Source organism: Kamptonema sp. PCC 6506 (genome assembly GCF_000180455.1).
Classification (GTDB): domain Bacteria; phylum Cyanobacteriota; class Cyanobacteriia; order Cyanobacteriales; family Microcoleaceae; genus Kamptonema; species Kamptonema formosum.
In genome coordinates this window covers 1-5804 of sequence record NZ_CACA01000093.1, presented here as the reverse complement: position 1 = coordinate 5804, position 5804 = coordinate 1, and the positions used below count along the sequence as shown (strand labels likewise).

Genomic DNA, 5804 nt, shown 5'->3' with positions numbered 1-5804 from the left:
CAAAAAAACCGGTTTCTGAGACGACCTGCATAAGTCCTAATAATTAAACGTAAATTACCAGTTACCAGTTAACAGTTAACAGTTAACAGTTAACAGTTAACAATTACCAATTACCAATTACCAATTACCAATTACCAATGTTAGACCTGATTCCATTTTTCCAGGGTACTCCCTCCTATGGGCAAGTAAATCGTTTTATGAAATACCAAGTTGTTCTACAGCAAAGCGAAGAAGATTGTGGAGCCGCTTGTCTTGCTTCAGTTGCTAAATATTATGGTAGAATCTTCCCAATTAGCCGCCTACGAGAAACTGTAGGAACTGGTCAACAAGGAACGACTTTATTAGGTCTAAAACAGGGAGCTGAGACTATTGGTTTTAATGCGCGCTCTGTACGAGCAGCACCTACTATTTTAGACCAGCTCGATGGAGCACCTTTACCAGCAATTATTCACTGGTATGGTACTCACTGGATAGTTTTGTATGGTAAGCAGGGGAAAAAATATGCGATCGCAGATCCCGCAGTAGGAATCCGCTACATTTCTAAACAAGAGTTAATCGAAGGTTGGACAGATTGGGTTTGCTTGCTCCTCGAACCAGATCCAGATAGATTTTTTGCCCATAATTATGACCAGCAATCGGCAAGTTCTCTACAAAGGTGGCTCAGGCGAACTTGGACTTATCGAAAAGTTTTAATTGAAGCATTGATACTGAACATTGTCTTAGGTTTGCTTTCCATTGCTTCGCCTTTTCTGATTCAAATTCTCACTGATGATGTCCTCGTTCGCGGCGATACTCAACTGCTAGCTAGTGTGGCGATCGCAGTTGTAATTATGAACATTTTCAGTAGCAGCTTAGAATTAGTGCAGTCAAATTTAATTGCCCACTTTTCCCAACGCCTAGAACTAGGATTAGTGATGGAATTCGGACGCAAGTTTCTCCGATTGCCTTTAAGTTTCTATGAATCCAGACGTAGCGGCGAAATCATTAGTAGATTAAACGATATCCAAGAAATTAATCAATTGGCTTCGGAAGTATTGGTGAGTTTACCTAGCCAGTTTTTTATGGCTATAGTTTCCTTAGCTTTTATGCTCATGTATAGCGTACAGCTTACCTTTGCGGCTACAATCGTAGCAGTTTTAATGACATTATCAACTCTAGCTTTTCTCCCTATCCTCAGACAAAAAACTCGTAGTTTATTGGTTTTAGAAGCTGAAACGCAAGGTGTGATGGTCGAAACTTTTAAAGGTGCTTTAACTCTGAAAACTACTAGCAGCACTCAACAATTTTGGGAAGAATTACAAAGCCGCTTTGGTCGTCTAGCAAATCTTACCTTCCGTACTATGCAAATTGGGATTATCAATAATATTTTTTCGGGATTTGTCAGTAGTTCAGGTAGTATTGGTTTACTATGGCTAGGCAGCGGATTAGTGATTAATAAAGAATTGAGTATCGGTCAATTGCTAGCTTTTATCAGCATGAATCAAAATGTGACAACGTGGGTGAATACATTAGTAGGATTTGCTGATGAAATTACCCGCGTTCAGACTGCGACAAGTCGCTTAGCGGAAGTGATCGATGCTACGCCAGAAACCCAAGGTGACGCTGATAAACCTTTTGTAGACATTACCAATCGCCATAATATTGTTTGTAGTAGTATTAATTTTCATTACCCTGGTAGAATTGACTTGCTAGAAGATTTCTCTGTTACTTTACCAGGTGGTCAAGCGATTGCTTTGATTGGCCCTTCTGGTTGTGGAAAAAGTACCTTAGCTAAAATTATTGCTGGTTTGTATCCCTTGCAATCTGGCAATATTAGAATCGGTATTTATAATTTGCAAGACCTTTCTCTCGATTGTCTTAGAAAGCAGGTGGTTTTAGTTCCTCAAGAAGCACATTTTTGGAGTAGGTCTATTTTAGAAAATTTCCGTTTAGGAAATCCAGAGGTTCCCTTTGAAGAGATTGTTAAAGCTTGTAAAATTGCTGGTGCTGATGAATTTATTAGCAAATTACCTGAGAAATATCAAACTATTTTGGGGGAATTTGGCGCGAATATTTCTGGGGGTCAGCGACAAAGATTAGCGATCGCACGCGCCATTGTCAACAACCCACCAATTTTGATTTTAGATGAATCTACTGCTGGGCTAGATCCCGCGACTGAAACTCAAGTGCTGGAACAGTTATTACTGCACCGCTGGGGGAAAACTACGATTTTGATTAGCCACAGGCCGAGAGTGATTAATCGAGCTGATTGGATTGTAATGTTAGATCGAGGTCGCTTGAAGCTGGAAGGATCGGTGGAGAAGTTGCGATCGCTCCCCGGCGAACATTTAGACTTTTTAAATCCTTAACGAATAAATGCTTAATCACCTCCACTAGACTTTTCAATTGCATTTAAGGACTGGCGAATGCTTTCGTTGTCATCTTGCTTAAAGAGCCGATGTTTTACTAAGTGGAATTTGTAACCCGTGACATCCCCATTCAGAATTGCGATCGCAGTCTTAGCAGCCTCATAGCCAACCTTCCGCCCAGACTGGTCGATAATTAACTCCAACGGGTGGTTAGGGTTGAGCAATAGCTCCGCTTTATCCTCAGTCAAATTTGACATTCCAAATACAAATACTTTACCTTCTAAATTCAACTCATCCACTGCTTGAAGAGCAACATCAGTAGCGGCGTTAGAACCTCCCCACAGAATATTAATTGTTGGATGGTCTTGCAACATTTGCTTTACCTCTGGTAAATCCGAACGCAGTGCTGCATTAGTAGAAGCTACCTCGTTCCAGCGGATATTGGATGCTTTCATTGCAGCATAAAAACCCTGAATAGTTGGGTAATAACTATCATAAGAGGCATTGTCTAACAGACCGATATTTACCTCCTTTCCAGACATTTTTTTCTCCACCCATTTTGCCAAGTAATCACCTGAGTCGTAGCCCATCTGGTAGCGATCGCAGCGATAACAAGCAAAGACGTATCTATTAGCTTCTAATTCATTCAGACAAGCCCCAACTGTCACAACTGCAACCCCAGACTCGTAAGCTTCTTGAATCGCAGTCTTAGAAGCGTTAGGATCTTCTGGTAACAGCACAATTGCATCAGTTCCAGCAGTAACTAATTCTCTAATAGTTTGAGCTTCTATCTCAACCCCAGTGTCCGAATCTACAGCAACAATTTTAATGTTCCGAGCTGCCGCCGCTTTTTCCATCCCTTTCTGGTATGATGTAAACAAACTTCCCTTAGTACCTTTTATTAACCCAATTTGGAAAGTTTTTTGCGGCTTTTGTCTGGCTTGCAATTCCCAGTTTATATTTTTGAAGGCTTGTTCCCAATTTTTTCCTCTTTTAAGTTGATGAGTTGACCAAAAGTTTGTTTCTCTAAAATCCGCACCCTTGAGTTCAGCTTCCCGGAAATTAGTACCCTCTCGAAGATCGGTATGGCGGAAAGAAGCTCCTTGGAGGTTAGCCCTATATAAGTCAGCTCCTTGAAGCTTAGATCTGCTAAAATTAGCTCCCTGAAGATTGCTTCGGGAAAAATTAGCTCCCTGAATATTGCTCCAATAAATCTTAGCACCACTCAGATTAGCTCCTTGAAAATTCGCTTTCCGAAGGTTAGCTCTACCAAGACCGCTGTTCTGGAGATTGCTATTTTCTAAATTAGCACCTTCCAGATTTGCTCTCCAAAGTTTAGCACCTTTCAGATTTGCTCCTGCCAAATTAGCACCTGCCAAATTCGCTGCCACCAAGTTAGCACCTGCCAAATTCGCTCCTCGGAAATCTATATTTTTGAGGTTAGCTCCTTCCAGATTAGCGCCTTCAAGATTTGCATAGGAAAGGTCAAATCCTCGATATTTTGAAAGCAGCGGCGGCCACTGACTAAAAATTTCCCCAAGTTCTGGGTATACATAGCAATTATTGAGTTCAATCCCCTTCAATTCTGCCTTAACTGCACTCACCCCTGTGACGCTTACGCAATATTTATTCAAATCAGTTAAAGCATCTATTCTTCCTTGAGAATATGTTTTTTCTTTAGCAGATTGAACGACTTGCTGAGCGTCATTGATAGCTTCTTGGTGCCGCCGGGGAGCGTCTACAAAAAATGATAGCATCGCTACCAAAAGGGTGATTTCGCTAAAAACTGTGGTTAATTTAAAAATAGATATACTTTGAAACCAGGCAATAAAATCTCCAACTTTCTTATCAGCGATGGACACGGGTTTGATTACCGGATCGAACTTTGATGGAGCTTTTTTGGGCCTGCCGTAATTTTCAAACATCCGACGGTAGCTCTCCGGCGAGATGTCCAACTGTTTTGCTTCCTGATTGATTGCATACTCCTGTTCAACAGAGTCGGAAATGGCAGCGATCCGATTAAAGCTGTCAAGTAATACCTGCAAATTGTTTTTTAGTTTGAAGGCTTCCTTTTCTTGCTCAGGCGATATTTCAGATTTTGTAAGTGCTTCGTTGTTTTTGATTTCCGGTTCAATAGTCATTTTTTATGCTACCCTATTTAACATTAATCTTCTCATACAATTTACAACTTAAAATCCAAATTTGAAAGGGCTTCCTTCACTCTTTCATATTCAGATTCAATTTGTGATACCATCTCCTGCATTTCTAGAGACGCACTAACGTTATTACCTTGAGCAATAGCTCCCGCCTTAGACTCTAAGGCTTTGCAAAGTTCTGAGAGAGTTCTAGCACCAAAGTTACTGCTGGTAGACTTAAGAGTGTGAGCCGTTCGTTGCAGGGCGATCGCATCAGAACGGGAGGCCGCTTCCTGCAAAGCTTGTAATTGTTTAGGCGTATCGGCTAAATAGCTATCTATTACATCATTTAAAAAATCTAAATCATCTTGGTTATCAATCGGAAAAAGTGACTGTAAAAGTTTGCGATCGATTGCTTCTACTGTTAGATTTACACCAATTTTAGCCGATAAGCCGTCAAGAGATTGACACTGAGATAAAGCTTGAATTAGTTCTGTAAACTGAATGGGTTTACTGATATAATCATCCATACCAGCTTCCAAACATTTTTCGCGATCGCCCTGCATGGCGTTCGCAGTCATCGCAATAATTCGAGGTCGCCGTTGTATCGGCCAATGCTGATTAATGTAACGAGCAGTTTCCAAACCATCCATCTCTGGCATCTGTACATCCATCAACACAGTATCATAAGTTTTATGTTGCAAAGCTTCCAGCGCTTCTAAACCATTGTTCGCGACATCAGCGCGGTAGCCTAATCGTTCCAGAATTCGTAGTGCGACTTTCTGATTCACCAGATTGTCCTCTGCTAGCAAAATCCTCAGCGCCGAAGGTGTTGGATTTAAAGTTAACGAAGGTGTGCGATCGCTCTCTCGGACTCGAATTTGCCCAGTTAAAACACTCAGTAGCACCTCATAAAGTTGAGAAGGTTTAATCGGTTTAGTCAAACAAACAGCATTAGCACTTCCTACCATACAATTGATGGAAGTTAACAACACGATCGGCATCCGCCTTATCCGATCGGACTTCTGAATTTCCGATGCCAGAGTCAGGCCGTCCATTTGAGGCATTTGCACGTCCAGAATTGCCAAGTCATAGAGTTCTGACTGACTCAAACAATTAAGAGCTTCGGTACCGTTGGCCGCTTCCTGGGAAATCATTCCCCATTTCTGAGTTTGCAGCCGCAAAATCTGCCGATTCGTAGCATTGTCATCGACAATCAGCACCCGCTTACCATTTAGTTGCGGTTGTACGCCACTGAGGTACAGCCGTCGCTGACTCGGGGCCTCAGATGCTTCGATCGTGAAATGAAATGTGGAACCTT

The 5804-nt window shown here is 41.6% G+C and carries 3 protein-coding genes; 1 reads left to right on the top strand and 2 read right to left on the bottom strand.

From position 1 onward, the window contains the following. Positions 1–137 precede the first annotated feature (137 nt). Entirely contained in the window at positions 138–2348 is a 2211-nt protein-coding gene (locus tag OSCI_RS05150; protein ID WP_007353800.1) for a peptidase domain-containing ABC transporter, read from the top strand. Between the two features lie 11 nt (positions 2349–2359). Here OSCI_RS05150 and OSCI_RS05145 read toward each other — a convergent pair whose 3' ends face one another. Next, positions 2360–4489 carry a pentapeptide repeat-containing protein gene (locus tag OSCI_RS05145; protein WP_007353799.1) on the bottom strand — a complete coding sequence of 710 codons (2130 nt, stop codon included), beginning with the start codon at positions 4487–4489 and terminating at the stop codon, positions 2360–2362. A 41-nt stretch (positions 4490–4530) separates the two neighbouring features. After that, a partial coding sequence (locus tag OSCI_RS05140) for a response regulator (RefSeq protein WP_234708705.1) occupies positions 4531–5804 on the bottom strand: 1274 nt, incomplete at its 5' end.

Coding starts and splice junctions, on each gene's coding strand:
- OSCI_RS05150 (WP_007353800.1), top strand. CDS start 138: ATGTTAGACCTGATTCCATTTTTCCAGGGTACTCCCTCCTATGGGCAA.
- OSCI_RS05145 (WP_007353799.1), bottom strand. CDS start 4,489: ATGACTATTGAACCGGAAATCAAAAACAACGAAGCACTTACAAAATCT.